The 25,401-nt window shown below is 59.7% G+C and carries 26 protein-coding genes; 14 read left to right on the top strand and 12 right to left on the bottom strand.

Annotation, left to right across the window (positions count from 1 at the left end; all coding sequences use genetic code 11):
* Positions 1-154 precede the first annotated feature (154 nt).
* Complete coding sequence (glpX, locus tag CYA_RS02540; RefSeq protein WP_011429446.1) at positions 155-1,198, bottom strand: class II fructose-bisphosphatase; 1,044 nt, start codon at positions 1,196-1,198, stop codon at positions 155-157.
* A gap of 255 nt (positions 1,199-1,453) precedes the next feature.
* Here glpX and CYA_RS02530 point away from each other — a divergent pair, with 255 nt between their 5' ends.
* Positions 1,454-1,711 (top strand): DUF1830 domain-containing protein, encoded by a 258-nt coding sequence (locus CYA_RS02530; protein ID WP_011429444.1) that lies wholly within the window; start codon positions 1,454-1,456, stop codon positions 1,709-1,711.
* Between the two features lies 1 nt (position 1,712).
* Here CYA_RS02530 and CYA_RS02525 read toward each other — a convergent pair whose 3' ends face one another.
* Positions 1,713-1,949, bottom strand: a complete 237-nt coding sequence (locus tag CYA_RS02525) for a hypothetical protein (protein ID WP_011429443.1) — start codon at positions 1,947-1,949, stop codon at positions 1,713-1,715.
* 162 nt (positions 1,950-2,111) lie between these two features.
* Between CYA_RS02525 and CYA_RS02520 the strand changes: the two genes are divergently transcribed.
* A complete protein-coding gene (locus CYA_RS02520) occupies positions 2,112-2,720 on the top strand; it encodes a peroxiredoxin (RefSeq protein WP_011429441.1) in 609 nt (202 codons plus the stop codon).
* A gap of 369 nt (positions 2,721-3,089) precedes the next feature.
* Here CYA_RS02520 and CYA_RS02515 read toward each other — a convergent pair whose 3' ends face one another.
* On the bottom strand, positions 3,090-3,524 hold the full coding sequence (locus CYA_RS02515) for a photosystem I reaction center subunit II PsaD (RefSeq protein WP_369781438.1): 435 nt from the start codon (positions 3,522-3,524) through the stop codon (positions 3,090-3,092).
* Between the two features lie 222 nt (positions 3,525-3,746).
* Between CYA_RS02515 and CYA_RS02510 the strand changes: the two genes are divergently transcribed.
* The 3 genes from CYA_RS02510 (at position 3,747) to CYA_RS02500 (ending at position 5,613) form a co-directional block, all read left to right on the top strand.
* The gene (locus CYA_RS02510) at positions 3,747-4,631 is read left to right on the top strand and encodes an arginase family protein (protein WP_011429439.1); all 885 of its coding nucleotides are present in this window, start codon (positions 3,747-3,749) and stop codon (positions 4,629-4,631) included.
* A gap of 9 nt (positions 4,632-4,640) precedes the next feature.
* Positions 4,641-5,168: a class I SAM-dependent methyltransferase gene (locus tag CYA_RS02505; RefSeq protein WP_011429438.1), complete on the top strand. Its 528-nt coding sequence runs from the start codon at positions 4,641-4,643 to the stop codon at positions 5,166-5,168.
* A 148-nt stretch (positions 5,169-5,316) separates the two neighbouring features.
* Positions 5,317-5,613 (top strand): DUF2470 domain-containing protein, encoded by a 297-nt coding sequence (locus tag CYA_RS02500; RefSeq protein WP_011429437.1) that lies wholly within the window; start codon positions 5,317-5,319, stop codon positions 5,611-5,613.
* Positions 5,614-5,664: 51 nt separating this feature from the next.
* Here the strand turns inward: CYA_RS02500 and grxC are convergent, their stop codons facing one another.
* The 4 genes from grxC to cobA all read right to left on the bottom strand — a co-directional run bounded on the left by grxC (position 5,665) and on the right by cobA (position 11,185).
* Positions 5,665-5,925 (bottom strand): glutaredoxin 3, encoded by a 261-nt coding sequence (grxC, locus tag CYA_RS02495; RefSeq protein ID WP_011429436.1) that lies wholly within the window; start codon positions 5,923-5,925, stop codon positions 5,665-5,667.
* Between the two features lie 65 nt (positions 5,926-5,990).
* Entirely contained in the window at positions 5,991-8,777 is a 2,787-nt protein-coding gene (gene polA / locus CYA_RS02490) for a DNA polymerase I (RefSeq protein WP_011429435.1), read from the bottom strand.
* Between the two features lie 44 nt (positions 8,778-8,821).
* The gene (gene menB / locus CYA_RS02485; protein ID WP_011429434.1) at positions 8,822-9,646 is read right to left on the bottom strand and encodes a 1,4-dihydroxy-2-naphthoyl-CoA synthase; all 825 of its coding nucleotides are present in this window, start codon (positions 9,644-9,646) and stop codon (positions 8,822-8,824) included.
* A gap of 36 nt (positions 9,647-9,682) precedes the next feature.
* Positions 9,683-11,185 carry a uroporphyrinogen-III C-methyltransferase gene (gene cobA / locus CYA_RS02480; protein ID WP_011429433.1) on the bottom strand — a complete coding sequence of 501 codons (1,503 nt, stop codon included), beginning with the start codon at positions 11,183-11,185 and terminating at the stop codon, positions 9,683-9,685.
* 193 nt (positions 11,186-11,378) lie between these two features.
* Between cobA and CYA_RS02475 the strand changes: the two genes are divergently transcribed.
* Positions 11,379-12,383 carry an ABC transporter substrate-binding protein gene (locus CYA_RS02475; RefSeq protein WP_011429432.1) on the top strand — a complete coding sequence of 335 codons (1,005 nt, stop codon included), beginning with the start codon at positions 11,379-11,381 and terminating at the stop codon, positions 12,381-12,383.
* Here the strand turns inward: CYA_RS02475 and CYA_RS13680 are convergent.
* Positions 12,347-12,910 carry a phycobilisome rod-core linker polypeptide gene (locus tag CYA_RS13680; protein ID WP_011429431.1) on the bottom strand — a complete coding sequence of 188 codons (564 nt, stop codon included), beginning with the start codon at positions 12,908-12,910 and terminating at the stop codon, positions 12,347-12,349. The two genes, CYA_RS02475 and CYA_RS13680, sit on opposite strands and share 37 nt — an antisense overlap.
* A gap of 444 nt (positions 12,911-13,354) precedes the next feature.
* On the opposite strand from CYA_RS13680, the gene CYA_RS02465 reads away from it, so the two are divergent.
* The 6 genes from CYA_RS02465 (at position 13,355) to CYA_RS02440 (ending at position 17,334) form a co-directional block, all read left to right on the top strand.
* Positions 13,355-13,840, top strand: coding sequence for a 2Fe-2S iron-sulfur cluster-binding protein (locus CYA_RS02465; RefSeq protein ID WP_011429430.1), 486 nt, complete (start codon positions 13,355-13,357; stop codon positions 13,838-13,840).
* Between the two features lie 217 nt (positions 13,841-14,057).
* Complete coding sequence (locus CYA_RS02460) at positions 14,058-14,696, top strand: V4R domain-containing protein (RefSeq protein WP_041438834.1); 639 nt, start codon at positions 14,058-14,060, stop codon at positions 14,694-14,696.
* A 408-nt stretch (positions 14,697-15,104) separates the two neighbouring features.
* Complete coding sequence (locus tag CYA_RS14970; protein ID WP_168175276.1) at positions 15,105-15,629, top strand: hypothetical protein; 525 nt, start codon at positions 15,105-15,107, stop codon at positions 15,627-15,629.
* A gap of 31 nt (positions 15,630-15,660) precedes the next feature.
* Positions 15,661-16,131, top strand: coding sequence for a phycobilisome protein (locus tag CYA_RS02450; protein WP_099834947.1), 471 nt, complete (start codon positions 15,661-15,663; stop codon positions 16,129-16,131).
* A gap of 16 nt (positions 16,132-16,147) precedes the next feature.
* Positions 16,148-16,837 (top strand): V4R domain-containing protein, encoded by a 690-nt coding sequence (locus CYA_RS02445; protein WP_011429426.1) that lies wholly within the window; start codon positions 16,148-16,150, stop codon positions 16,835-16,837.
* A gap of 317 nt (positions 16,838-17,154) precedes the next feature.
* Positions 17,155-17,334 (top strand): hypothetical protein, encoded by a 180-nt coding sequence (locus tag CYA_RS02440; protein ID WP_011429425.1) that lies wholly within the window; start codon positions 17,155-17,157, stop codon positions 17,332-17,334.
* A 194-nt stretch (positions 17,335-17,528) separates the two neighbouring features.
* On the opposite strand, the gene CYA_RS02435 is transcribed toward CYA_RS02440, so the two are convergent.
* Both CYA_RS02435 and pdhA read right to left on the bottom strand, forming a co-directional pair.
* The gene (locus tag CYA_RS02435) at positions 17,529-19,109 is read right to left on the bottom strand and encodes an NAD(P)H-quinone oxidoreductase subunit 4 (protein ID WP_011429424.1); all 1,581 of its coding nucleotides are present in this window, start codon (positions 19,107-19,109) and stop codon (positions 17,529-17,531) included.
* 220 nt (positions 19,110-19,329) lie between these two features.
* Positions 19,330-20,331 (bottom strand): pyruvate dehydrogenase (acetyl-transferring) E1 component subunit alpha, encoded by a 1,002-nt coding sequence (gene pdhA / locus CYA_RS02430; RefSeq protein WP_011429423.1) that lies wholly within the window; start codon positions 20,329-20,331, stop codon positions 19,330-19,332.
* A gap of 319 nt (positions 20,332-20,650) precedes the next feature.
* Between pdhA and CYA_RS02425 the strand changes: the two genes are divergently transcribed.
* Positions 20,651-21,472 (top strand): phosphatidate cytidylyltransferase, encoded by an 822-nt coding sequence (locus CYA_RS02425; RefSeq protein ID WP_011429420.1) that lies wholly within the window; start codon positions 20,651-20,653, stop codon positions 21,470-21,472.
* A gap of 139 nt (positions 21,473-21,611) precedes the next feature.
* Here CYA_RS02425 and CYA_RS02420 read toward each other — a convergent pair whose 3' ends face one another.
* Entirely contained in the window at positions 21,612-22,073 is a 462-nt protein-coding gene (locus CYA_RS02420; RefSeq protein WP_049749709.1) for a putative iron-sulfur cluster-binding metallochaperone, read from the bottom strand.
* Positions 22,070-22,492: a heavy metal-responsive transcriptional regulator gene (locus CYA_RS02415; RefSeq protein WP_011429417.1), complete on the bottom strand. Its 423-nt coding sequence runs from the start codon at positions 22,490-22,492 to the stop codon at positions 22,070-22,072. The genes CYA_RS02420 and CYA_RS02415 overlap by 4 nt, the downstream gene beginning before the upstream one ends.
* 153 nt (positions 22,493-22,645) lie before the next feature.
* On the opposite strand from CYA_RS02415, the gene CYA_RS02410 reads away from it, so the two are divergent.
* Positions 22,646-25,384, top strand: coding sequence for a valine--tRNA ligase (locus CYA_RS02410; RefSeq protein ID WP_011429416.1), 2,739 nt, complete (start codon positions 22,646-22,648; stop codon positions 25,382-25,384).
* The last annotated feature ends 17 nt before the right edge of the window (positions 25,385-25,401 follow it).

Raw genomic sequence — 25,401 nt, 5'->3', positions numbered from 1 at the left:
ACAGTATCGAGCCGGTTTTGCAGGATTTTGCTGAAGAGTTATTACGTTTTTTCGGGCGACTGACTGATAGATTTCTTAACTTCCCAAAGGACAAGAGCGACCTTCGCCAGAGGAAAGCCGCCCTTGCCGAGGGAGATGTCGGGCCGGGGATCCGTCAGCGCAGTTGCAGGCTGCGGGGCTGTTGGCCGTCTTTCATATGGATGGTATCCACAAAGCGCACCGTGCGCGACTGGCTGGAGATCACCAAGGTCTCGGTGCGTGCCCCGCCGCCGAAGAAACGCACCCCGCGCATCAGGTCGCCATCAGTAATCCCGGTGGCCGCAAAGAGGACTTCCTTGCCGCTGGCTAGCTCTTCGCATTCCCACACCTTGTCGGGATCCTCGATGCCCTGTTCTTTCAGTTGCCGTCTTGTCTCTTCCACCGGCGGCAGGTAGGTGCCCGCCTGCACCACCTCGGGGTCGTAGATCAGCCGACCTTGGAAGTGGGCGCCGAGGCAGCGCAGCGCCGCCGCCGAGATCACCCCCTCTGGGGCTGCCCCGATCCCCATCAGGGCGTGGATGCCGGTGCCGTTGAAGCCTGCCGAGAGGGCCGCCGAGATGTCGCCGTCGGTAATCAGCTTTACCCGCGCCCCCGCCTCCCGGATTTGGCGAATGAGATCGACGTGGCGCTTGCGGTCCATGACCACCACCGTCAGATCGGAGACCTCCCGATCCAGGCTTTCGGCGATAATCTGAAGATTCTTTTCCGGCGGATAGTCGAGATGTACCTTGCCCTTGGCCTGGGGCGGAGCCGCCAGCTTCTGCATGTAGATGTCCGGCGCGTGCAGAAGGCCGCCTTTTTCGGAGATGGCCAGCACCGCCATGGAGCCGTTTTGGCCCTTGGCCACCAGGTTGGTGCCTTCGCAGGGATCCACGGCAATATCGATTTCCACCAGCTCTTCCACGCGGCAGAACTGCTCGGCGTCCGGGCGCGTACAGATGCCCACCTCTTCCCCGATGTAGAGCATGGGGGCCTCATCGCGGGTTCCCTCCCCAATGACGATGCGGCCGCGCATGGGGATCTGGTTCAGTTTCTCCCGCATGGCCTCGACGGCCACCTGATCGGCGGTCTTGTTGTCGCCTTTGCCCATCCAACGGGCAGCGGCGATGGCAGCCTGCTCCACCACTTCGATGATCTCTAGCCCCAACTTGTTGTCCACGGCGTGCCCCCTTGGTATGTCGGAACGATGAAGGCCAATTAAGGATATCTTCAGACTCTTCCCCTCAGTTTACCAGGCGGGCTTCTTCTCGGGATCCCCTTGCCTCAGCTTTCATAAGCTGAGAAAACAAATCGGCCAAAGTCAAGCAGAAAGAGCGATCCCCGTCTTGCCCGTTGGCTATTGTCGGCTGGGGATCAAGAGTGATAGCCTGGCTTAAAGCCAATAAGTTTTTCTTAAGGCGATTAAAAAAACGCAATGAAAAGATACGTTTTCGTCAACCGTTCTCAGCAGGTTCAGGTCATCCGAACAATTCCCGGCCACTGGGAGCGCACCCTCTTCCCCGGCCAGTATGCCATTTTCGAGGCAGAGCCGGACGACTACCTGGAGGTTTATAGCTGCTGCTGTTCTACCACCATTTTGGAAGAGCGCCACCCCTGCCGCCGTTTGTTGGACTCCTCACTGCCTGAGGCTGACCCCCACCTGGACAGGCTGGCAGATGCAGTGAACGGATGAATCAGCTTGGGGATCCCGGCTCCTGAGGCCGAGCCTCGGTTTCCTCGCAGGGCAGCTCGGCAGAGGGGGCATCGGGAGGACGGGTGAGGCAACTGCCTCGCGCGGCGTCGCGAAAGGTATCGATGCGCTCCACGCAATTGTGATAGCCACAGTAGGGGCAATAGAGGCGATCCCCTCTCCACCACCGCCGGCAGCGGTCACAACAGAAGTGGTAGAGAAACTGCAGCGCCACCCTCATGGCAACCGACTCCCTGACCTGGCAGAGCCGAAAAACGGAAAGAAATGGGGATCCCCTGGATCGCGGCGCTCCAGCTTAGCCAGCCAGTAAGACAAAGTCATTATGAGTATGGTATGTTAGGTTTAGTTTACATTTGTACTTTACCGTAAGGAGCGTCGACTGATGTCTCAGGAAGGATGTCTGCGGGTGGGGCAGCCCGCTCCCGATTTTTCGGCCACTGCCGTTTACGACATGGAATTTAAGACGGTGAGGCTCTCCGACTACCGGGGCAAGAAGTACGTGGTGCTGTTCTTCTACCCCTTGGACTTCACCTTCGTCTGCCCGACGGAGATCACGGCTTTCAGCGATCGCTACGACGAGTTTGCCAAGCTGGACACGGAGATCCTCGGCGTCTCGGTGGATAGCGAGTACTCTCACCTGGCCTGGATTCAGACCGACCGCAAAGCCGGAGGGGTGGGCGAGCTGAGGTATCCGCTGGTCTCCGACCTGAAAAAGGAGATCAGCGCCGCCTACAATGTCCTGGATCCGGCGGCAGGGGTGGCTTTGCGCGGCCTGTTCATCATCGACAAGGAAGGGATCATCCAGCACGCCACCATCAACAACCTGGCCTTTGGCCGCAGCGTGGATGAAACCCTGCGCACCCTGCAGGCCATCCAGTACGTGCAAGCTCACCCCGATGAAGTTTGCCCGGCCAACTGGCAGCCCGGCCAGAGAACCCTGAACCCCGACCCGGTGAAATCCAAGGAGTTCTTCGCGGCGGTTGCCAAGTAGGCTTGTCCAGGCCCTGTCAGGGATCCCGGGTTTTGACACTCCCCCGCCTGAAGGCGGGGGATTCTCACGTAGTCCATAAACGGACTCGTAAAGGCGCTGTCAAGACACCTCTAGACAGTTCCGTGTAGGTATGCTTTGCTGGAGCTTTTTTTTTAGCAAAAGGCAGCCCGACAAAGGATCCGACTCTTCTCAACATGACCTTCCGCCTCCCCTCTCCCTCGGGGAGAGGGGCCGGGGGTGAGGGCTAACAGCGCCGAACCCTTTCAAACCGGTTGCCAGTGGAGACGAACAAATGTGGAGACGAACAAATAAAGATCCCCTGGGCTGGCCAGGGGATCCGACAAGACAGAAAGACAAAGGTCGCCGGAATTAGTCCCAGGGTTTCCCGTTGGTGAATTTGTAGGTAACCGGCTCTTTGTTCTTGCCGATGTTGTGATCCACCTTGCCGACGGGCTGGCGCCCCTCGTTGACCTTCTCGGGAAAGACACCATCCTTGGGATGCACCAGTTCCGGCTGTCCACCCGCCGGGATGCGGAAGATCTGGTAGTCCTTGATCTTGAACTCGGAGATCAACTGAGCGCCGAGCGCCAGGCACTGCTCTTTGCGGGCGAAGGTGAGGTAGTTTTTGCCCTCCACCATCTCGGCGGCGCCGCCGGTGGGCATTTCAAACACTTGCCCCGGCTTGCCTGTCCAGGTGATCACATATTTTTCTTCGGTTTCGGCTGCGCTCAACAGCCCTCCGGTGGATCCCCCGAATAGGGGCAACTTTGCCCCCTGACGGGGATCGCCTTCCATCACAGCCATAGCCTACCTTCTCGTCGTCGTTTGCGTTGTTGGGCCGCGCTTGGGGTTGAGGCGCGGAGCACTTTGAATGTACCATCGGCCCGATTTTTGACCCCAGATCTGCCGGCGAACTGTAATTTTTCGTAGCAGATCCAGCTCTGGCGCGGGCGGATCCCGGCTTACTCTCTGAGCCACCATAGAAGCAGGCGGCAGAGCCCCACGTTTGCAACAGGAACGACGCCCATGGCCCAGTGGTCCCTCCATCCCAGTTCCCAGTCCAACGCCAGGGTTGTCCTCATTCCCACTGCCTTTGGCCCAGATACGCAGGCGCCGCTGGCCATCCTCAACGCCGGTGCTGAGCTGTGTGCTTTTGAGCCGCGGTTGGGGATCAATGTGGATGAGATAGCAGTGGCGCAGTTGCCGGGGCTGGTGGATGAGCCGCCCTATGGCATGTGTGAGGCGGCGGTTATTCAGGCTTGGCGACGACAACAGTGGCCGGTGCTGTTGCCTTCGGTCTTGGCGGCCAGTTGGGGAGCCATTCGTGCCCTTTGGAAGCACTACCTCGCCCTGAGTGTGGTGCATTGCAGCGCCCATGCCAACCTGATGCCGCCCGAGGAGATGACCCAGCCGGAGCAAGATATGGGCTATGGCAACGCTGCCTGGGTGGAGTTGCTCTACCAGCATAGGCTGCCGGTGGTGCATGTGGGGCTGCGCAGCGGCAGTGCCCGCGCCTACGCCTGGCTGAAAAACCACGCCAGCCCGATCTTTTGGGCCCAGGATGGCTGGGATCCGCAGCAGGTGGTGGAGGCTTTGCCGGAGCAGCCGGTGTTTTTGGTGGTGGACTGCAGTGTGCTGGATCCCTCTTTGGCGCCGGCGGTGCACCACCCGGAGCCGGGGGGGCTGAGTTGGTTTCAACTGTTAACAACCTGTGAGGCCATCTTCGCCGCCCGCCCTGTGATCGGCCTTTCCTTGGGAGGAGTGGCGGTGGGAGCGGCGACGCGGCCAACCGCCCGCGTGGTGGCCCGCCTGCTCAATTGGCTGCTGGCCTGCTACGGCCTCTACTCCCTGAAGCTGGCCCCCAACCCCGCTACGCTCGAACGGCCCGAAAATAGATCGCGAACCTCTTGAGCCCGGCTTATGAAGGCTTTCTACCGGCAGGTGCTTTTTCCGAGGTTGCTGGATTGGGCTCTGGCCAGCGAGCGTCTGGAGAGCTATCGGCGGCAGCTTCTGGCCCAGGTGCGGGGAGCGGTCTTGGAGATCGGCTTTGGCACCGGCCTCAACCTGGCCTGCTACCCAGAGCACATTCAAAAAATTACAGTGGCAGATCCCAACCCCGGCATGGGATCCCTGGCCCGCCGCCGCATCGCGGCTTCCTCCATCGCCGTCGATTGGCTGGTGGCGGACGCCCAAGAGCTGCCTTTTTCGAACCAGAGTTTTGACAGCGTGGTCAGCACCTGGACCCTGTGTAGCATCCCCGATTTGGCCAAGGCTTTGGGGGAAATCCGGCGGGTGCTGCGGGTGGGGGGCAAGCTGTTTTTTCTCGAGCACGGCCTCAGCCCGGATCCCCAGGTGCAAAGCTGGCAAAGGCGTCTCAACCCTATCCAGAGGGCGATCGGAGATGGCTGCAACCTAGACCGAGATATGGCTGGCCCTGGCAACCGTTAGCCTGCCCTCAACTAGCTCTTTGATTGGCGTTCTCCCCCCTTTCATCCCCCGTATACGGGGGGAAAGGGGAAGAGCGGGATCTGCGCCGCCAAGGTTTCGGTCAAGACTCCGCTAGACTAAAACCTGTACCTGGCAATTCCCACCTTCTATGGGCGATCCTCTCACCCCTCAAGTTAGCGAGCGCATCTGCAAGCACATGAACGAAGACCACGCCGATGCCGTGGCCCTCTACGCCAGGGTCTTCGGCCAGGTGGAAGGAGTGGTCCAGGCCCGTATGGAGGCCATCGACGCGGAAGGAATGGACTTACAGGTGGAGGTGGATGGGGCTGTGCGGAAGCTGCGCATCCCCTTTGATCACCCTCTCAAAGATTCTGAAGATGCCCACCACACCCTGATTGCCATGCTCAAACAAGCCCGTGCCCAGCTCAGGCAGGCCGCCGGTTAGCCACAAGTTAACGGGTTTGGATCCCGCCCAGGCTAGCAGGAAAGCAGGCAGCTAGCTGGCCTGCTGCAGGAGCAAATCCAGCTTGCCCTGGGCCTCAAGGGCGTAGAGGTCGTCGCAGCCGCCGATGTGCTGGTTGTTGATGAAAATCTGGGGCACGGAGCGGCGCCCGTTGGCCCGCTTGGCCATCTCCGCCCGCGCCGCCTCATCCCCATCGATGGCGTATTCGATGTACTTCACCCCTTTGCGATCCAACAGTTGCTTGGCGCGGATGCAGAAGGGACAAAAACGCCACGTGTAGATCTCAACGGCCATAGGGAGATAACCAACACTTTCACACACTTTTACATAGCTTAACATTTCTCCGAGGCCGGGATCCCTTAGTTGGCCTCCTTCCAGTTGTGGCCAATTTGAATGTCCACCACCAGCGGTATGGAAAGGGGCACTGCCTCTTCCATTTCTCTTTGAATGAGGGGCCGTAAGTCCTGCCATTCGGAGGGCTCTACTTCAAACACCAGCTCGTCGTGAACCTGCAAAAGCAAACGCGAGCGAAAGTTCTGCAGCTTTTCCTGCAGGCGAACCATGGCCACTTTGATGATGTCTGAGGCGGATCCCTGGATGGGGGCGTTCACCGCAGCCCGCAGCTCGGCCTGTTTGCGATGGCCGGATAGCTGAGACAAATTGGGAAAATAGCGACGGCGGCCTAAAAGGGTTTCCACATAGCCGTGCTTTTCCACAAAGGCTTCGGTGGCGCGGAGATAGGCAAAAACGCCGGCGTAGCGCTCGTTAAATCGCCGCAAAAATTCCTTCGCCTCCGCTAGAGAGACGCCGGCAGTGCGGGCAAAACGCTGCGCCCCCATGCCGTAGATCACCCCATAGTTAATCGTCTTGGCCAGGCGGCGTTCTTCGCTGGTTACTTCTTGTTTTTCAAAGAGCAAGCGAGCGGTAAGGGTATGCACATCTTCCCCAGAGCGAAAGCACTCGATGAGGGTTGGCTCTTGGCTGAGGTGGGCCAGGATGCGCAGCTCAATTTGCGAGTAGTCAGCCGAGGCCAACAGCCATCCCTCCTGGGGAACGAAGGCCTGGCGAATGCGGCGGCTAAACTCGCTGCGGATGGGGATATTTTGCAAATTGGGGTTGGAGGAGCTGAGCCGGCCAGTGGCAGTAACGGTCTGGTTGAAGCTGGTGTGCACCCTACCCGTATCGCGTCTTACCAGAGCCGGCAGCGCGTCCACATAGGTGGATTTGAGCTTGGCCAGGGTGCGGTACTGGAGAATGGTTTCAATGACTGGGTGATCCCCTTCCAGCTTTTCCAAAACCGAGGCGTCGGTGGAGTAGCCGGTGGCCGTCTTGCGAGTTTTGCGGACATCTAGCTTGAGCTTTTCAAAGAGCAGGGATCCCAGTTGTTTGGGAGAGTTGAGGTTAAACACCTCGCCTGCTTGAGCATAGGCTTTCTGCTCTAGACTGTGTAGCTCTTTTTCCAGCTCCTGGGAAAACTGCCGAAGAAACTCAGTGTCGATGCGGATGCCGACCCACTCCATTTCTTCCAAAACATGGGCCAAAGGCAACTCCACTTGGACAAAAAGATTCCAGAGGCGTGGGTCAGTCTGTTGCAGCTTTTCGGTGAGGATGGGCACCAAACGATAGGCGCAGTAGGCATCGGTGCCGCAGTATTCTGCCACTTTGGCAATGGGCAGATCGGCGAGGGACTCTGCTTTGCCCAGCAACTTTTCGTAGCTGGTGGTGGGCAAATTTAAATAGCTAGCTGCCAAGTCGGCCAAGTTGTGGCTGGCCTCTGGATTGAGAACGTAGCTGGCCAGCATGGGATCAAATTGGATCCCTTGCAGGCGGATGCTATGGGCGCGAAAAATGCTGAGATCATACTTGCAGTTTTGCAGGCTTTTGGGCCGATTGGGATCCTCCCAAATGGGCTGTAGACTCTGTTTGACCAGGTCCCAGTCCAAGTTGGATCCCTGGCGATGGCCAAGGGGCAAATAGGCAACATCCCGTTCTGACCAGCAGCAGCCAATCCCCACCAGTTGGGCGTCGCGGGGATCCAGACTCGTGGTTTCTGTGTCCCAGGCTACGATCCCGGAACAGGCCAACAGCTCCTGCCGCAACAGCTCCAATTTCTCCGCTGTATCCACGATGCACACTGCTGGCAAAGAGGGAGCGGGAGCAGCGGGAAAATCAAACCAAAGAGCCTCGTCGTAGGTAGAGCCATCCTTTGAAGTTGTCCTTGCTTGAGAGGCTTGGGCTGGGATCCCGCCCAAAGTGGCTTGCAGCTTGCGCACTTGAGCAATGAAACTGCGAAACTCTAGTTTCTCCAAAAGCGGCAGCACTTCCTCTGGGTCAAACCCAGTTAACCTCATGCTCTCCCAGTCAGGCGAAAGGGGGACATCGCAGTGAATTCGAGCCAGAAATTGGGAGTGCTGGGCTGCTGGGATCCCTTCCCTGAGGTACTGCTGGATTTTGCCAGGGATCTCCCCCAGATGGTTGAAAATCTCCTCCAGGCTGCCATAGCGCTGCAAGAGCTCCGCCGCTCGCTTGGGGCCGATCCCCTTGACACCGGGAATGTTGTCGGAAGGGTCACCGCAGAGGGCTTTGTAGTCGACCACCTGCCAAGGCCAGATGCCGAGTTTCTCTTTGACCTCTTGGGGGCCAAATTCGCTGACGCGATCTTTGCTGTTGAGGTGCAGAACCCGAATTCTTCCCTCGGGGTCAATCAACTGAAAGAGATCCTGGTCGCCGCTTAAGATCTGCACCCGATACTCTTGGGGGGCAAGCCTGCAGAGCGTACCCAGAACGTCGTCAGCCTCAAAGCCGGGCACTGCCAAAATCGGAATGCGCAGCGCCGCCAACACCTGCTGGAGGTTCTCCACATCCTCAACGAACTCCGGCGGCGTTTCCGGACGGCCTGCTTTGTAGGTTTCATCGGCCTCGTGGCGAAAGGTGGGCTGCCGGGTATCAAAGGCAACAGCTATGTGGGTGGGGGGGTATTTCTCCAAGACCTCCAGTAGCGATTTCAAAAAGCCAAAGCTGACACTGGTCGGGATCCCGGTGGAGGTGCGCAAGCCCCCCTCGCGGCTATGGGCAAAGGCGTAAAAAGAGCGGTAGGCCAGGGAGTGGCCATCGACCAAAAGGAGCGTCTGAGGGTGGGAAGCCATCGGCCAAGACCAACAACTGAGTCCAGCCTATCGTTTGCTGCCCCCTAGGGCCGCCAGGGAAACTGGCGAAAGTTGGGAGGACGCTTCTCCAAAAAAGCGCGTCTGCCCTCGGCAGCTTCCTCGGTCATGTAATACAAGAGCGTCGCGTCTCCCGCCAGCTCCTGCAGTCCCATCTGGCCGTCGCAATCGGCGTTGAAGGCGGCCTTGAGGCAGCGGATGGCCAGGGGGCTGTGCTGGAGGATCTCCCGCGCCCAGCGGATCCCTTCTGCCTCTAGTTCCTCCACGGGCACCACCGCATTGACCAGGCCCATCTCCAGCGCCTGGGCGGCTGTGTACTGGCGGCAGAGAAACCAGATTTCGCGCGCTTTCTTCTGCCCCACCACCCGCGCCAGGTAGCTGGCCCCAAAGCCGCCGTCGAAGCTGCCCACGCGAGGCCCGGTCTGGCCAAAGATGGCGTTGTCGGCGGCAATGGTGAGATCGCAGAGGAGATGCAAAACATGGCCTCCCCCAATGGCGTAGCCGGCCACTAGGGCAATCACCACCTTGGGCAAGGAGCGGATGAGGCGCTGCAGATCCAGCACATTGAGGCGCGGGATCCCCGCCTCGTCCAGGTAGCCGGCCTCTCCCCGCACGCTCTGATCCCCGCCGGCGCAGAAGGCATACTTTCCATCCGTGTGGGGCCCGGCGCCCGTCAAGAGCACGACTCCAATCTTGGGATCCTCCCGCGCATCTACAAAGGCATCGATCATCTCGGCAACGGTCTTGGGGCGGAAGGCGTTGCGCTTGTGGGGGCGGTTGATGGTGATCTTGGCAATGCCGTCGGTCTTCTCGTAGAGGATGTCTTCGTAGAGCTTGGCCGTCTGCCACATGGTGTCCAGCGTCCCAACTGCCCTCCCATTATCCTGCTAGGGGACAGTCTGCAGGAGGGATCCCACCAGCCCTTCCAGGGTGTACTCCTGGGCCACCACATCTACCCGCCCCAAGATCTGCCTGCAGGTTGCCGCCGTTTTGGGGCCAATGGCCGCAATCTGCACCGGCGGATCCCAGACCTCAGGGCCTAGCCCTGCCTGGCGCAGGAGATGGGCAAAATGCTGCACCGTTTTGGAGCTGGCAAAGGTGAGAATATCCACCTGGCGGGTCTTTAGGGCTTCCAGGACTTGGGGATCCGCCGCTGCCGGACAGGTCGATTGATAGGCAGCCACCTCCACCACCTCAGCTCCGCGTTGCCGCAGCCCCTGCACCAGCTCCTCCCGTCCTCCGGATTCGACGCGGGGAAAGAGGATGCGCTGCCCCTGCACCGGCTCTGGCCAAATGGGCAGCAAGGCTTCGGCCACAAACGCGGAGGGCATCAAATCTGGGCGGATGCCGTACTGCGCTAGCGCCGCCGCTGTTTTGGCTCCCACCACCGCCACTTGCAGGGAGTGGAGCGCCCGGCTGTCTCGCCCCTGCTGCTGCAGCCGCTCGAAGAAAGCCTGCACCCCATTGGCCGAAGTCAGCAGCAGCCAGTCGAACTTCTCCAGGTTGGCAATGGCCGCGTCCAAGGGATCCCAACTGCTAGGCGGCTGGATGACCAGGGCAGGCATCTCCAACACCCGCGCCCCCTGAGCCCGCAGCAGCTCGCGAAAAGCCGGCGACTGCCCCTCAGCACGGGTGACCAGCACCGTCTTGCCTGCCAAAGGAGCCGGTGGCGGCAACGGTGGGATCCCCGGCAAAAATTCCTGCCGCAGCCGCACCACCTCGCCCACCACCAGCAGGCCGGGCAACTTCTCCCCAGCTTCTGGCCCTTCCCCCTGTTGCAGCTCTGCCAGGGTGCCCACCCAAACCCGCTGCTCCGCCTGCCCCGCCCCCCAGATCAGGGCCGCCGCTCGCTCCGGCGGGATCCCCGCTGCCATCAACTGGGCCGCAATCTGCTGCCGCTGCCGGGATCCCATCAAAATAACCAACGTATCCAACTGGGCCAGGGCGCTCCAGGGCAGGGCCTCCAGCTCGTGGGCCGTCAGCACGGCAAAGGCGCGGCTCAAGTGCTTGTCCGTCAGGGGGATCCCCGCCCACAGGGGGCCGGCCAAGGCCGAAGATAGACCTGGCCAGATCTCAAACGGGCAGCCCGCCTCCCGCAGGGCCTGCACCTCCTCGCGGGCACGGCCAAAGATCAAGGGATCCCCCGCCTTGAGGTGAACCACCTGCTTGCCCTCGCGGCAGCGCTGGATGAGCCAGCGAAGGCCCTCCTGCAAACCCGCTGCTCCTGAACGTCGCCACACCTGCGCTTGGGCGGGGAGCTCCGCCAACAAGCGCTCGTCCACCAGCTCGTCCACCCAGACTGCCTCGGCCCGCCGCAGGATCTCCAACGCCCCTTGCGTCAGGCCCGCCCGCCCGCCCAGCCCCGCGCCCACCAGATACACCTTGCCCATGCCGCACCCCTTATCTTGCCCTCTACCTGTTGATCCTGCCGCAAAAGCGGGATCCCGCTCCCCTCTCCCTCTGGGAGAGGGGCTGGGGGTGAGGGTCCTCAGGGAGAGGGGTTGGGGCCACTTGGGCCAAGCTGAGGCAAAAACCGCCTGCCTGCGAGATACTGAAAGCGTTGCAGCCTGAGGATCCCTGCCCATGTCTGGTGTAACTGCAGAGCTCTGGCCCCGGCGGCGCTTTCTGGCCAGTGGAGCTGCTCTAGTGGCAGCAGCAGCGGGATCCCGTCGCTCCCACTCCCGGCCCCTGCGCCTGGTGACCAACTGGTATGCCCAAGCGGAACACGGCGGCTTCTACCAGGCCCTGGCCCTAGGCATCTACGCCGACTATGGCCTGCAGGTGGAAATCCGCATGGGGGGAACGGCGGTTAACGTGTTGCAACTGCTGGCCGGGGGAGCGGCAGACTTTGTCCTCGGCGGCAGCCCCGAGGCCCTAGCGGCTCTGCAGTCAGGGATCCCCGTGCTCACCGTGGCCGCCTTTTTCCAGAAGGATCCCCAGTGTCTTTTGGCCCATCCGGGGGTGGGCATCGAGCGCCTAGAAGACCTGCGGGGCAAGCCCATCTGGGTCTCTCCAGGGGCCAACCTCACCTACTGGCCTTTCTTGCGGGCCAAGTTTGGCTTTACCGACGAGCAAAAGCGCCCCTACAACTTCAGCCTCACCCCCTTCCTGCTGGACAAATCCTCTGCCCAGCAGGGCTATGTCACCTCCGAGCCCTTCCGCGTGCGCCAGGAGGGCGGCTTTGATCCGGTCGTCTTCCTGCTGGCCGACTACGGCTATTCCCCTTATGCTACCACCCTGGAGACCACCCGCCCCTTTGCCGAACGACACCCTGAGGAGGTGCGAAAATTTGTGGCCGCCTCCATCCAGGGCTGGCAGAGCTACCTGGAGGATCCCCGCCCCGGCAACCGCCTCATCCGCCAGGACAACCCCAACATGAGCGAGGCCCTTCTGGCCTATGCCCACCAAGCCCTGCAAGACTACAACCTCCTCACCGGCGGCGACGCCGCCACCCTGGGGATCGGCGCCATGACCCACCAGCGCTGGCAGACCTATTTTCAGGAAATGGTTGCCCTGGGAATTGTCGAAGCTGGCCTGAATGTCCGCCAGGCCTACAGCCTCGACTTTCTCCCCGGCCCCACCGCCTGAGGGATCCCACCTCCCTCCATCACCGCCAAGCTCTGCAGCCGCGGCGATCCCTGCATCGCCAGCTCATGGCGCCGGTGCATCTGCTCTGTCAGCAGGTAGGCCAGAGGCGGGTAGCCGCTCAGCCGCTGCCGCGGGTGGGGCAGACGGTCGTTGCCAAACGTGCGGCGGTATTCCTCCGAGTCGATAAAGGCATTGACCATGGCTTGAAAGCCCTGGCGCACCAGAATGTTGTGATAGGCCGCCACCTCCTCCCTGCTGGCCGGCGCCCGTCCCAAAAAGTGCTTAAAAGCCTGCTCCACACAGCGGGTGTTGCAGCCGGCACTGAAAAAGAGCTGCCGGTAGAGCCGGGATCCCCCAATTTGGCGAACCAAGCGCTTGATCCCAATTTGGCCCCGCAAGAAGTCCTGCTCGATCTTCTCCAGCTCTCCCGCCTTCTCGTGCTGGTAGGGCTGGCGTTCCAAAAGCTGTTGGTAGGCGGCCCGCAACAGGTTTTGCAACAGTTGCGGATCCCGCTGGCGTAGTTCCATAGCGATAGCTCCCAAGCAACGCGACCGACAAAAAGCGATTAGCCAAAAGATCGACTTAAAGAAACGATGAAGATAGAGTTGCTCGATAACTTTTACAGTCGGCAGTAGCCCGATCCAAAAATTGTCAATGCCAACCTGGAACCCAATCGAGCAAAAGCCCTACTCAAGATTTATCTTGTCGATAAGATGAACTGGGGAAGCTTGCGATAAATATTTACGAGAAGGCCACAGTTTTCTCGGGTTTACGTGATTCTACTTTCCAGCTTTCTGGATGGATAACTTTTCCGTATCTACTCGTAGTTAAAGATTATGACATTTTGATTCTTCCAGCCTGGTCAAAATCCAGAATACGAGTAGAAACTGATTTTCCGCTTGCATTGCTTTTGCGGCAGGGCGTGCCTGTCGGCAGAGGTTTTGTTTGCTTTGAACTTGGGGATCCCGCCTATGGTGAAACAAATCCGGCTAGAGCCCCTATCCCGCGTCTCGGAGGTGGATACCTACAGCAATTTGCTGTCGGCCATTTTGTCGGAGGAGCTCCATGTCTCAAAGGAATGCAACGGTCGCGGCCTCTGCGCCACCTGTCATGTCCACGTCAAGGAGGGGATGGAGGCTCTTACCCCCATCACCCCCCGCGAGGCGAAAACCCTGGAGACAATCACCAGCGCCCGCAGCAATTCCCGGCTGGCCTGTCAGGCGCGGGTGGTGGCCGATGGGGTGGTGGTGGAGCTGCCGCCGGGGATGTACGTGAACTCGCTCAGGGATATCGAAGTGCTCATCGGTCGGCGGGCCGAACAAGATCTGCTCCACCCGCGGACGGGGCGCGTTTTGGTGGAGCAGGGCAAGATCATCACTCGCTCCACCGTCAAGCAACTGGAAAACGAAGATTTTCGCATCATCGGCAGCACCCTTGCCCAGACCAGCGAGGCCTAAGGGATCGCGGCAGCTTAGCTAGGCCGCTGCGGGGGCGCAATCCCCGTGGCTCACAGGCAAAAAAGGCCAGGCTAGAGGCTCAATAGATTGAATTTCAACAAGAAGGCAGCCCATCAAAGCTAGGGACTTTTCCGATTACTTTGCCGTCTAGATTGCTCCTTAGGAGAAAGCCATGGTTAGCACCACCACTCGATCGGATCCCCGTCCCGCAGTCACCATGCCGGTGGGCCGCGACAAGCACGCTCACTACAGCTACCGCGATTTCTTCCGCTTTAACCGAGAGCAAGGCACGATTATCGACTGGAATAACACCCAAAACCTGCTGCTTAGCGAAGACTTCATTGTCGGCCTGCAGGCCGGCCTAGAGCGGGAAGTGGGCGATGCCTCTGCGGCGGTGATGTACACCATCGGCAAGGAGTGGGGCGTCCGCGATGCCCAGCACTTTTCCCAGTGGTACGAGCGGGAGTACGGGGTTGGGGTCAAGCAGTCCAACCTTTTGTTTTTGCTGGAGACCTGGTGGTGGCCCTTTACGGCGCAAGGGTGGGGCAAGTGGGAGGTGGAAACCGAATCCAAACAAAAAGGGTTCTTGTTCATCAACCTGTTTGACTCGATGGTGGCCCGCACCCTGGGCGACGTGGGCAAACCGGTTTGTCACCTCTATGCCGGGCTGTTTGCCGGATTTTTCTCTGCCATGACCTCCCGTGAGCTGGCCTGCATCGAGATCCAGTGCTACGCAATGGGCGAAACCTACTGCAAGTTTTTGCTGGGCAGCCAAGAGCGCATCGATGCCGCCAATTTCTGGATGAGCGAAGGGGCCAGCGCCCGTGAGATCGAGCAGCGTTTGCGCCAACTGTGAGGCCTGCCTGTGGCTTTTGCAGTCCCTCTCTTCGGCATTGTGGGGAGGATGCCTATGCTTACTTCCAACCTCAACCCCAATCTGGACTTAGGGCAACCGCTAGCAGTTTTTTTGCAAGGGTTGAATTGGGATAACCGTCCCTCAGTCCAGACCTTTTTCTCCTCAGAAGTGTTGCCGGAGTTCGGCGCGTCCCTGCTTTTGGCCCAGTCGGTGTTTTTGCCGGCTGCAATTGGTCGGGCATCTGCCTGCGCCCAGAGCTGCCGCCAGAGGATCCCTTTACCCTTGAGGATTTTGCCGCTTTGTTTGGCGGAGCTTTGCTTTAGCCCTGCTTGGCCCCAACTTAGGCCTTGCTTCCTCGAGCCGCTCGATCTTTTGACTCGTATCGCGTTTTTTAAGGAGACCTCACCCATGAACGACCTTCGCCCTTGGCCGGAGCGCATTGCCGATCGAGAAGGGGATTACCTGACACCCGACGATCTGCAAGATCTCATCCGCTACGCCCTCTCGTTTCCAGAGCGGCTGGATCTCTACCAAGTCTTGCAACAACAAGAGCGGGCGTGGATCGAGCAGGTTCTGCAACAGCACGGGTACACCGGCGGGGCAGAATCCTCTCTTACCCCCGCTCAGCGCCTCTTGGCCCGGCAACTGGCCTTCTGCCTGCGCTCCCTGGGCTTGAGCCTGTTGCTGGGGGATCCCACCCCTCTGCAGCAGGGGACCCTTGGCGCGATGGAACAGTATTTGGGGCTGCCGCAGGCGCTGGATCAACTAGGTGCAGTGGTGCAGGGATCCCTGTCAGCAGAGCAATGGGAACTGCTTGCCCCCTACTGGCAACTCCTGCGGGTTACTGGGGATCCCTCTTCTGCCCCTTTGCCTAAAGCCAAGGCAGAAGGGGCCTCGGAACCGGCACCTACCCTGATGGAAATGTTCGCGTAAGACCAGCCAACGGAGGCTCCCGATGATGCTGATGAATTCAAGCGTGGCCGAGCTGATGCAGCAAAGCGAGGGTCGCTATCTGTGCCCAGATGAGTTGAAAACCCTACACGCCTACGTGGAAGGGATCCCCAAACGAGTCCGCCTGTATCAAGTCCTGCAGGCCAAGGAGCAGGAGCTGGTGGATTGGGTGATGGAAAAGTTCCAACAGATGATGCCGAATTTGCCCCGCCAACATGGGCACCTGGCCTGGGAGCGCTGCCGCCGCGACCTGATCATGGTGTGGCGCTACTGCTGCCTGGCTATGCTGCTCAATGACGAGGATTACCTGCGGGATAAGTTGCTCTACTGGCTGGAGACGATCCTGAAATCTTTCAAGATGCGCGACCAGTGCCAGCCCGCCTACAAGTTGATGCTCGACTCCCTCAGCGCTGTTTTCGGCCCCGAAGAGAGCGAGTCCATCCGCCCCTACGTGCTCTTGGCCAAGTCGATGCTGGTCAACTAGAGTCCAGAGGACAGCCATGACCACCCTGCAAGAGCTCCTGCAAGACCAGATCCTGCCCGGCCACTGCTTCAGCCCTGCCTACTACATCCGCCCCGACATCCACAGCGGCCTGCTCTACAGCCGGGGAGGATACCGCCTGGCGGCCTTTCCCATGCCCCTCTTGGAAGCCATCTACGCCGGCTTGCGCTACGAAACCGGCCAAGCCACCCGCGTCATCCTCTACAACTGTGGTCGCGAGTGGGGAGAGGCGTTTTTCCGCCGCATTGAAGACGAACTCTCCCGCTACTACCAACAGCCGTTGCAGGAATTGCCGATGGGGATCTTCCTCGATGCCCTCAGCGATCTCTGGGCCACCCACGGCTGGGGCCGCCTGGAGCTGGATTTTTCCGCCGCCGACCGCGGCCTGGTTCAAGCCAAGATCCGCAACTCCGGCTTTGCCCTGGCTGCTCGTGCCAGCCTTAGGCCGGAGGAACTGTCTGCGCGGCGGGAGCCGGCTGGCCATCTGGAGGCGGGCATGCTGGCCGGCCTCTTCTCCTTGCTCTCGGAACGGGATCTAGTCTGTGTGCAGACCACCTGCGAGTCCCTGGGGGCCGACCTCAACCGCTTCCTCATCGGCACCGCCCAGCGCCTGCACAATTGTGAAGAATGGGTGCGCAAAGGCCTCTCCCACGAGGAGATTTGGGATCGGCTGGCCGCCGGTTCCTAGGGAGGGATCCCTGCTGAAGACCCATGTTTCCAGGCTGGCAGAGAAGGAGAGAATTGAATTTTTCTGGGTCTTAAGACTTGTAAAGACAAAGACAAATCTCCCTGCTCAATCTTTCATCTTTTGCAAAGTTTTTTGGGCTCCTCGGCCAGTAGGTCCTCAACTGAGCAGCCGTCGAGATCCCAATTGCTAAGAAAGTTAGCTGTCCTTAGGGATCCCTGCGTAATATATTTTTTCACACGCTCCCCTACAAATTCGCCATCCTAAATATTAGATATTAGCTATTCCAAGTCTTGAGCAGTTGCGAAGGGGGAGAGGCAATGAATGCTCAGCAACGGAGCCAAATCATCGCTTCGGAGTGGATGATCGACAGCCAAAATCCGGTTCATTCCATTTCCCGGCTGAAGCGGCGGGCAACTTACTCCGACGTTACCCTTTGGTGGCTGGTGGTGCAGCTCAATCTGAGCGAGCACAACTCCATTCATTCTGATCCTCGCTAGGATTGACAGCCCAAGGAGAGTCGGTTAGAAGGGAATTCCAGCCCAAAACATCCTCACTCACGAGTCCAACTCGAAAGTTAAAGCAAGCTAAAAAAACAAAAGAAGAGCTGAAACTTGAGGTAAGCAACTTCTCAAGCAACAGCTCTTCCGTTCAAGGCGAGACCAATAGAGAGAAGCGGGGATCCCGATGCTCCCTAATCTGTCGGGGGCAAAGCCGCCACCTGAGCCGGTTGCACCGGCAGGAGGGGCCGTTGCACAATTTCCGTCGGCAGGGCACTGCGCAACTGAGCAGCTACCGCCACCGTTGTAACGTCGTAGGTTTGGGTAGCCAGCCGCGGGTAGAGGCCAATGCCGAGAATCGGCAACAGCAGACAGAGAGCCACCGCCATTTCTCGCGGGCGCAGATCCCCCAGGTAGTCTTCCAACACCAAGCCGGGATCCTGAGCCCCATAGAACACCTGCCGCAGCATAGAGAGCAAGTAAATGGGCGTCAGAATAATGCCCACTGCCGCCAGCAGAGCAATTCCTGCCTTGAAGGTCGGCGCATAGGCATCGCTGGTGATCAAGCCCAAGAACACCGTCAGCTCGCCCACAAATCCGCTCATTCCGGGTAGCGCCAACGAGGCCAGGGATCCTGCTGTAAACAGGGCAAAGGCCTTCGGCATTTGCTTAGCCAACCCGCCCAACTTGTCGAGGGCAAGGGTGTGGGTGCGCTCGTAGGTGATCCCCGTCAGGAAGAACAAAACCGCAGCGATCAGACCGTGGGAGATCATCTGCAAGAGGGCGCCGTTGAGACCTAGCTCCGTAAAAGCGGCAATGCCGATCAAGACAAAGCCCATATGGGCAATGGAGGAATAGGCCAAGCGCCGCTTGAGGTAGTTTTGCCCCAGGGCGGCCAGGGCTCCGTAGACGATGTTCACTGCCCCCAGCACCGCCAGCACTGGCGCGAAGTACACATGCGCCTCCGACAAGATGCCCACGTTTAGGCGGATCAGGCCGTAGCCCCCCATCTTGAGCAGCACCCCGGCCAGGATCATGGAAATGGGCGCCGAGGCTTCGCTATGAGCATCCGGCAGCCAGGTGTGCAGCGGAAAGACCGGCAGCTTCACCCCAAAGGCAATTAGGAAAGCTGCATACGCCAAGATCTGGAGAGCCAGCGGATAGGACTTGGCCCCCAGCTCTGCCATCTCCAAGCTAAAGCCCTCGCTGCCAAAGGCCATCGCCAGGGATCCCACCAGAATGAAAATAGAGGCGGCAGCGGTGTAGAGGATAAACTTGGTGGCGGCGTACTGGCGCTGTGGCCCACCCCAGATGGCAATCAGGAGATAAACGGGCACCAGCTCGATCTCCCACATCAAGAAAAAGAGGAGCAGATCCTGCGCCAAGAACACGCCCACCTGGGCGCCGTACATCAGCAGCAGCAGGAAGAAAAACAAACGCGGCTTGTGGGTGAGATTCCAAGCCGCCACGATCGCCAAAGTCGTAATCAAGCCCGACAGCAGCACCAGCGGGAAGGAGAGGCCATCCACCGCCAGCGACCAGTGGAACCCAATCTGGGGAACCCAGGCGTAGCGCTCGGCCAGTTGCAGCGAAAAATCCCGCAGGTCGTAGTGCCACCCAAAGATGTAGGCCATCAGGCCCAAATCCAAAGCCCCCACGGCAAGGGCATACCAACGCGCCCAGCGGCTCTGGGGGAGCAGGGGGATCCCAAAGGCTGCCAGCAGCGGCAAGAGCACCAGGGCCGACAGCCAGGGAAACTCAAGAGAATTGCTCATGACCGGGAATAAATACTCATGCTCGATACCCCAATGATATGAAGCTATGTAAACAAATGGAAAGCGATTTTTACAGATCTGCGCTCTTGCGCAGATCTGGAGAAGGTTTCTCTGAGGCTAAGCCGGGAGGATTGCCAAGGGAGCGGCGATGGCAGCCCGGGTGGAAAGTTGCGCGGAGTTGGGCCCCCGCACTCCCTCGACACTGGGAACCAAGCAGGATCTACTCGTCTTCAGCGAAAACGAAGCGGTGCAACTCGTCCAGGGTAGGCTCAGGGCTTTCCAGCGCGAAAAGGACGGCATCCTCAATCACGGCGCTCACCTTTTCCTGAATGGCCTGGAAGTCCGCTTCAGTCATCAAGTTGTGTTCCAAGGCGTAGCGCTCCAGTCGTTTGATGGGATCCCGCTGCCGCCAGAACTCTTTTTCCTCAGGACTGCGCAGCTCGTCAGGGTCGGCCAGAGAATGGCCCCGGAAACGATAGGTGATGCACTCTAGCAAGGTGGGGCCTTCCCCGGCGCGGGCACGGGCAATGGCCTGCTGGGCTGCCTCCCGCACCGCCAGCACGTCCATACCGTCTACTTGGTAGCCGGGCATGCCAAAGGCGGGGCCCTTGAGGTAGATGTCGGTTACCGAGGTGGCCCGTTTGTGGGCCATGCCAATGGCCCAGAAGTTGTTTTCCACTACGTAGACGATGGGCAACTTCCAGAGGGCGGCCATGTTGAGGCATTCATAGAACTGGCCGTTGTTGCAGGCTCCATCCCCAAAAAAGCAGACGGTCACCTGGTCGGTGCCGCGGTACTTGGCCGAAAACGCTGCTCCCGTCGCCACCGGGATCCCTTCGGCCACAAAGGCATAGCCCCCCAAAAAGTTGTGCTCTGCCGAAAACAGGTGCATCGAGCCGCCGCGGCCCTTGCTGCAGCCGGTAGCCTTGCCAAAGAGCTCCGCCATCACTGCTCGTGGGGGAATCCCGGTGCTAAGGGCATGCACGTGATCCCGGTAGGTGCTGCAGACGTAGTCGGTGGGCTTGAGCGCCTTGATCACCCCCGTGGAGACGGCTTCCTGCCCGTTGTACAGGTGCACAAAGCCGAACATCTTGCCCTTGTAGTACATTTCGGCGCACTTGTCCTCAAACAGGCGGCCCAGCACCATGTCTTCGTAGAGCATGCGGGCTTCTTCGGCAGAGATGCGAGCGCTAGCCACGGGGGACGTCAGTTCCTGAACCATGCTGGAATCGGGTCGAGGGTAACCAATTTTTGCAGCTTTTCAATTATTCCATGCTCCGCGACATCTGAAGCCCCCAACCCAGGGATAGGTAGGGATCCCAGTTCCAGAGAGGGGTTCCTCTGGGATCAAGAAGAGTAAACTGGAAGGCTAGGGCAAGAGGCATTTTCGTTGCAGCAGCCGCAGCAGGACTTCATCGCGCAGACGCAAATCCTAAACACCAAGAGCGCAAGGCTGAGGGCTGCTTCTGCCTTCGGCGTGGACTTTGACCTGGAGCCGCGGGCAGGAGGTCTTTGGCCAACCAACGTGACGGGGTGTGCCTATGGGAGCCCGTTGGGTTAGCGGTTTTGCGGCGGTCCTGTTTGCCCTGACGGTTACCCTGCTAGGGGGCTGGTACTTCACAGCAGCCATGGGGCTGATCATTTTCCTGGCCCAACTGGAGTTCTTCCGCCTGGTGCAGGCCAAGGGCAATGCGCCGGCCATGCGCACCACCATGTTGTCTAGCCAGGTGCTGGTGTTTTTGCAGCAGGCAAAGCCGGAATGGACCAGCCCTGCTTTTATTGTGGCGGGATCCATCATCTGTTTTTATTTGCTCTTTAAGCCCAAGGTGGCCACCATTGCCGACATTGCCACTTCGATTTTGGGGTTGTTTTACTGTGCGCTGTTGCCCAGCTTTTGGATCCGGGTCAGGGCCCTGTCTTTTTCCCAAGAGCTTGGGGAAGGACTGTGGATTACGCTGCTGGCCATCGGCTGTGTCATAGCAGCGGATGTGGCCGCCTATCTCTGTGGGCGGACCTTTGGGCGCACCAAGCTCTCCATCCTCAGCCCCAAGAAGACGGTGGAAGGGGCCGTAGCGGGGATTGCCGCCAGCATGGCCCTGGCTGTGGCGGGAGCCTACTACCTCAAGTGGCCGTGGAGCTGGCTGAGCGGCGGGGTGTTGGGGTTTTTAATTGGGCTGACCAGCCTGCTGGGGGATCTGACCGAATCGCTGATGAAGCGAGATGCCGGCGTCAAGGATTCCGGGGATCTCATCCCCGGCCACGGCGGCATTTTGGATCGGGGAGATAGCTACGTCTTTACCGGGCCCCTGGTGTTTTACTTTATGCAATGCCTGGAGTGGCTTAGCGCCTATTTCAATCGTTGACATACTTTAGCCGCATCTCTCAGGGCTGAGGGTATTGCGATAGCAGCGCGGAGCTGTGGGTCGGCGGCAAAACTCTCAACTGGGTTTGAGATAGCTAGAGTTGCGGGCAGAGGTCCGAGTTATTTTGTTCCTGAGCTTTTCATTGTTGCACTTCAGAGATAAACTGCCTAACATTTTCCAGACAGCAAAACCCCTGCGGGTTGTTGACCTGGCAGCCGCAGCGCTTGGCTTTGATGTGGGCGGCAATTTCCTCCAGAATGGCCTGGGGCGTTTTGGATCCCTTCAGCTCTTGCCGGATGCGCTGGCGCGTCCAGCCAAAACAGTAGCAGACGGGCACGTCCTCGCCACTTTCTTTTTGAAAGACTGGAACCTTGAGGTCGTCAACCCCAAAGCTCTGACCTTGCTCAGAAAAATAAACAACAGGACAAATGGGATCCCGACAAAACGCATAGCTGCTGTCGGCATCCAATTGTGCCAAAGCTGGAGGAGATAGCAGGCTCTTCAGGGTAATCAGTTGAATTGAGATCCCCTGCTCCCCACTTCTTGGGCACAAGGGCTGCCAAGCACTAGCAGAAAATGGTACAAGGGGTTCTCTTGTCATGAGTTATCAAGCTGTTGTTGAAAGATGGCGCAAGAAGAGCTTTTCTCTTGCTCAGAAAATTTTTGTTGACACTTTTCAATGAGTGTTGACAACTCCCCTCTGAGTTCCTGCAGATGGGCAATTGACTTATCGATTTGTCTGAGCTTTTCGGTTAGCTTTACGTACACCTGCCAACAGGGCAAAGCCTGCCCATTCTCCTGAAGCAAGAGCAGTTCCTTGATCTCGGCTAGGGTAAGTCCCAAAGCCTTGGCGCGGGCGATGAAAGCCAGCCGCTCCAGCTCAGGCTCCCCGTAGAGGCGATAGCCCCCCTCCGTCCTGCGCGGCTTGGGAATGAGCCCCAGGCGCTCGTAGAAGTAGAGGGTTTGGGGGGTGATGCCCAGTTTCTCGGCTACCTGACCCACCCGCAGCAGTTCAGACATGCCCGGTTGATTCCCTCTCTCCAGAAGCTCTCTCAGCCTAAACCCTATAGCTAACTACAAGGTCAAGAGGGATCCCTAGCAAGAGCCCGCCGGCTTAAAGTAAGCCTGCTAACCTATAGGGTAGTCCTTTAACAAGCCTGGCCTGGATTCTGCATGACTGCTGCACCTTCCCTCGCCCACCTGCCCAGCCAGTACAACCCCTTTGAGACCGAGCCGAAGTGGCAGCGCTTTTGGGAGGAAAAGGGGTTTTACGTAGCGGATCCCAAGGCGCCGGGAGAAGCCTTCAGCATGGTGCTGCCCCCGCCCAATGTCACCGGCAGCCTACACATGGGCCATGCCTTTGCCTTTACCCTGCCCGATGTGGTGGTGCGCTACAAGCGCATGCGCGGCTACAACGTCCTCTGGCTGCCGGGCACGGATCATGCCAGCATTGCCGTGCACACCATTCTGGAAAACCAACTGCGCCAGGAGGGCAAGAGCCGCTTTGACCTGGGCCGCGAGGCTTTTCTAGAGCGGGCCTGGGCCTGGAAGGAGCAATCGCAGGGCACCATCAAAAGCCAACTGCGGCGGCTGGGCCTGTCGCTGGACTGGACGCGGGATCGCTTTACCCTCGACGAGGGCCTGAGCCGGGCAGTTACGGAAGCCTTTGTCCGCCTCTACGAAGCAGGGCTGATCTATCGGGGCGAGTATTTGGTCAACTGGTGTCCGGCCACCCAGTCAGCAGTCTCCGACATCGAGGTGGACAACAAAGAGGTCAAGGGCCACCTCTGGCATTTCCGCTACCCCTTGGCCGCCGACCCCAGCCAGTACCTGGTGGTGGCCACCACCCGCCCGGAGACGATGCTGGGGGATACAGCCGTGGCGGTCCACCCCCAAGACGAGCGCTACCGCCATCTCATCGGCCAGTTTGTGCGGCTGCCCATCAAGGATCGCCTCATCCCCATCATCGCCGACGAGTATGTGGATCCCACCTTTGGGTCTGGCTGCGTCAAGGTCACCCCGGCCCACGACCCCAACGACTTTGAGATGGGCCGGCGCCACCAGTTGCCCTTGATCAACATTCTCAACAAGGACGGCACCCTCAACGAGAACGGGGATCCCTTCACCGGCCTGGATCGCTTTGTGGCCCGCGAGAAGGTGGTGCAGTGGTTTGCTGAGCACGGCCTGCTGGAGAAGGTGGAGGAGTACACCCACAGCGTGCCCTACAGCGACCGCGGGGGTGTGCCCATTGAGCCGCTGCTCTCCATTCAGTGGTTTTGCGATGTTTCCGGGATGGCGGCCCGCTGCTTGCAGGAGGAGCGGGAACACCACAACCCCCGCTTTATTCCGGAGCGCTGGACCAAGGTTTACACGGGCTGGCTGGAGAAGCTGCGCCCCTGGTGTATCTCGCGGCAACTGTGGTGGGGGCACCAGATCCCGGCCTGGTATCCGGTCATCGACGGCCAGCTCCCTGAGGATCCGCAGGCTTTTGTGGTGGCCCGCAACGCCGAAGAGGCGTGGGCCAAGGCGCGGGAGAAGTTCGGCCCCGACGTGGAGCGGCTGGAGCGGGATCCCGATGTGTTGGACACCTGGTTTAGCTCGGCGCTGTGGCCTTTTTCCACGCTGGGCTGGCCGGAGGAGACGGAGGACTTCAAGCGCTACTACCCCACCTCCCTGATGTCTACGGGCTTCGACATCATCTTCTTCTGGGTGGCCCGCATGGCCATGATGGGAGTGCAGTTTACCGGCCAGATCCCCTTCAAAGATGTCTACATCAACGGCCTGGTGCGGGACGAGCACGGGGCGAAAATGTCCAAGTCCAAGGGCAACGGCATCGATCCCATCGAGCTTTTGGACAAGTACGGCACCGACGCCCTGCGCTACGCTTTGGTTAAAGAAGTGGTGGGGGCCGGCCAGGATATCCGCCTGGCCTACGACCGCAAGACTGGCGAGAGCGCCAGCGTCGAGGCGGCCCGCAACTTTGCCAACAAGATCTGGAACGCCTCCCGCTTTGTGCTGCTGAACCTAGAGGGGCAAACCCCCGCCCAACTGGGATCCCCGGCTCCGGAGGCGCTGGAGCTGGCCGATCGCTGGATCCTGTCGCGGCTGCACTCCACGGCCACCCAGGTTATTGAAGAGCTGGAAGCCTACGGCCTGGGCGAGGGGGCGCGGCTCTTGTACTCCCTGATTTGGGATGACTTTTGTGACTGGTACATCGAGCTGGTCAAGCCGCGGCTGCGGCGGGAAGACCCCACCTCCAAGCGCACGGCACAGCAGGTGTTGGCCAGCGTGCTGGAGACCATCCTCCGGCTGCTGCACCCCTGGATGCCCCATATCACCGAAGAAGTCTGGCAGCTCCTCACCCAGGCCAACCAAGCCACCTCCATCTCCGTCCAGCCCTATCCCACCCCCGACCCCAGCTGGGTTAACCCGCAACTGGAGCGGGAGTTTGGCCTGGTGATCCAGACCATCAGCAGCCTGCGCAACCTGCGGGCAGAGGCTGGCCTTAAGCCGCATCAGACCATCGCCGCCTTTCTGGTTACCGCCGATCCGGACGAGCAGCGGATCCTCACCACCGCCCAGGCCTACATCCGCGAGCTGGCCAAGGTGGAGTCCTTAGAAATCACGGGATCCCTGGCCAGGGATCCCAAGCAGGTGGCGGCTGCCGTAGTGGGCACAGTGCAGGTGCTGGTGCCCCTGGCAGGGCTGGTGGATGTGGAGGCGCTGCGGGCCAAGGTGCAAAAAGATCTGGCCAAGCTGGAAAAAGAAGCCCAAGGGATCCGCGCCCGCCTGGAGAACCCCAATTTCCTCAACCGGGCCAACCCCGAAGTGGTGCAGGCCAGCCGCGAGCAACTGGCGGAGCTGGAGGCCCAGATGCAGCTTTTGCAAGCCCGCATGGAAAAGTTGGGCTAGAGCAGTGGGGAGCGCTC

It is taken from the genome of Synechococcus sp. JA-3-3Ab, assembly GCF_000013205.1.
Taxonomy (GTDB): domain Bacteria; phylum Cyanobacteriota; class Cyanobacteriia; order Thermostichales; family Thermostichaceae; genus Thermostichus.
The sequence above is the reverse complement of the archived record's forward strand: the minus strand, read 5'-3'. Positions and strand labels throughout refer to the sequence as shown.